Consider the following 1164-nt stretch of genomic DNA (forward strand, 5'->3'; position numbering starts at 1 on the left):
TAATAGCATTGATTACACTCATTTTAGGCTTTCCTTCTCCCGTTTTTCTTTCATAGTATCCTTTGAACTCCGGATAAGATTGTATTGCCGATATAGCACAGAGATGCAGCATTTTTTTTAACTCTTTGTTTGCCATGTTACTGACCCTGTTCCGTCCTTTGATGCTTATCCCGCTACTGTGCTCAAAAGGCACCACACCTGCATAGCAAGCCAGCTGTTTACCGCTTCTGCCACAAGCAAAATTGTTCGTACAGCAGATTAGATAGATCGCGGTAAGATTACCGATTCCCGGAACGCTTGTTAATAGTCCATAATTTGTTTTGATCTTATCATTCTCTGCGATAATCTTTTTCATCATTGCCTCGATCTTGGCAATTGATTCCGAAAGCCCTTTAATGGCATCCCTGTGAACCCGTTCTAACATCTGTCTGGTGGCTTTATCGCTGATATTCCTCAATTCGTTCAGGTAGGTTTTATTACTGTTAAGCTGAGAAAGCATTCTCCTTCTGGAGGCCATCAGATCCTGCAATCGCAACAGTGTGGGATCTAGAACACCTGTTGATTTCAGTGAGTCCGCTTCACGGCAGGCATACTGGCACAGGCGTATACTGTCTATCCTGTCACTTTTACCCCGGGCAATACCAAAACTCCACTTTATATGGGCAGAATTACCGATATGGATAGGTAGTTTTTTATCACAGCAGAATGCCCAAAGCAAACGGTGGTATATCCCAGTATTCTCTATTACCAATAGAGTATTCTCATTGAGGGCAACTTTATTCTTTTTAAGCCAATCATGGAAATGTTTAAGTCCCTGGATACTGTTTTCAAAGCGTATGGTCTGGATCGGCTGCTTTTGGTGCTCGATCACGCACATTAGGGAAGCATCGAAATAGGGTTTCGATACGTCTATACCAATAAAGAATTTTGTCTTGCTCTCCATAGTGATTATTTTTATGTTTACTAACAGACACTAACTTTTTATGCCCCCATCGGCTCAAGTCCTTAATAATGGGTAACAAACCCTAATTGTTATTTGACCACTAAGGGAAAAAACGGCAGTGGATTCGATCCAAAACTAGGTATAGAAACCTTGACAGCAACATAATGAGCCACTGCCGATAGTTAGTTGCCAAGACAAAATCGTTATCTGTTTATATAAAA

General features: G+C 41.1%; 1 protein-coding gene. It reads right to left on the reverse strand.

Annotated features, from left to right (window positions below; translation table 11 throughout):
• Positions 1–943: IS110 family RNA-guided transposase (locus EDC17_RS16775; protein WP_132779386.1), on the reverse strand; the 943-nt coding region annotated here is incomplete at its 3' end.
• Positions 944–1164 lie beyond the last annotated feature (221 nt).

The organism is Sphingobacterium alimentarium (assembly GCF_004342685.1).
Lineage (GTDB): Bacteria > Bacteroidota > Bacteroidia > Sphingobacteriales > Sphingobacteriaceae > Sphingobacterium > Sphingobacterium alimentarium.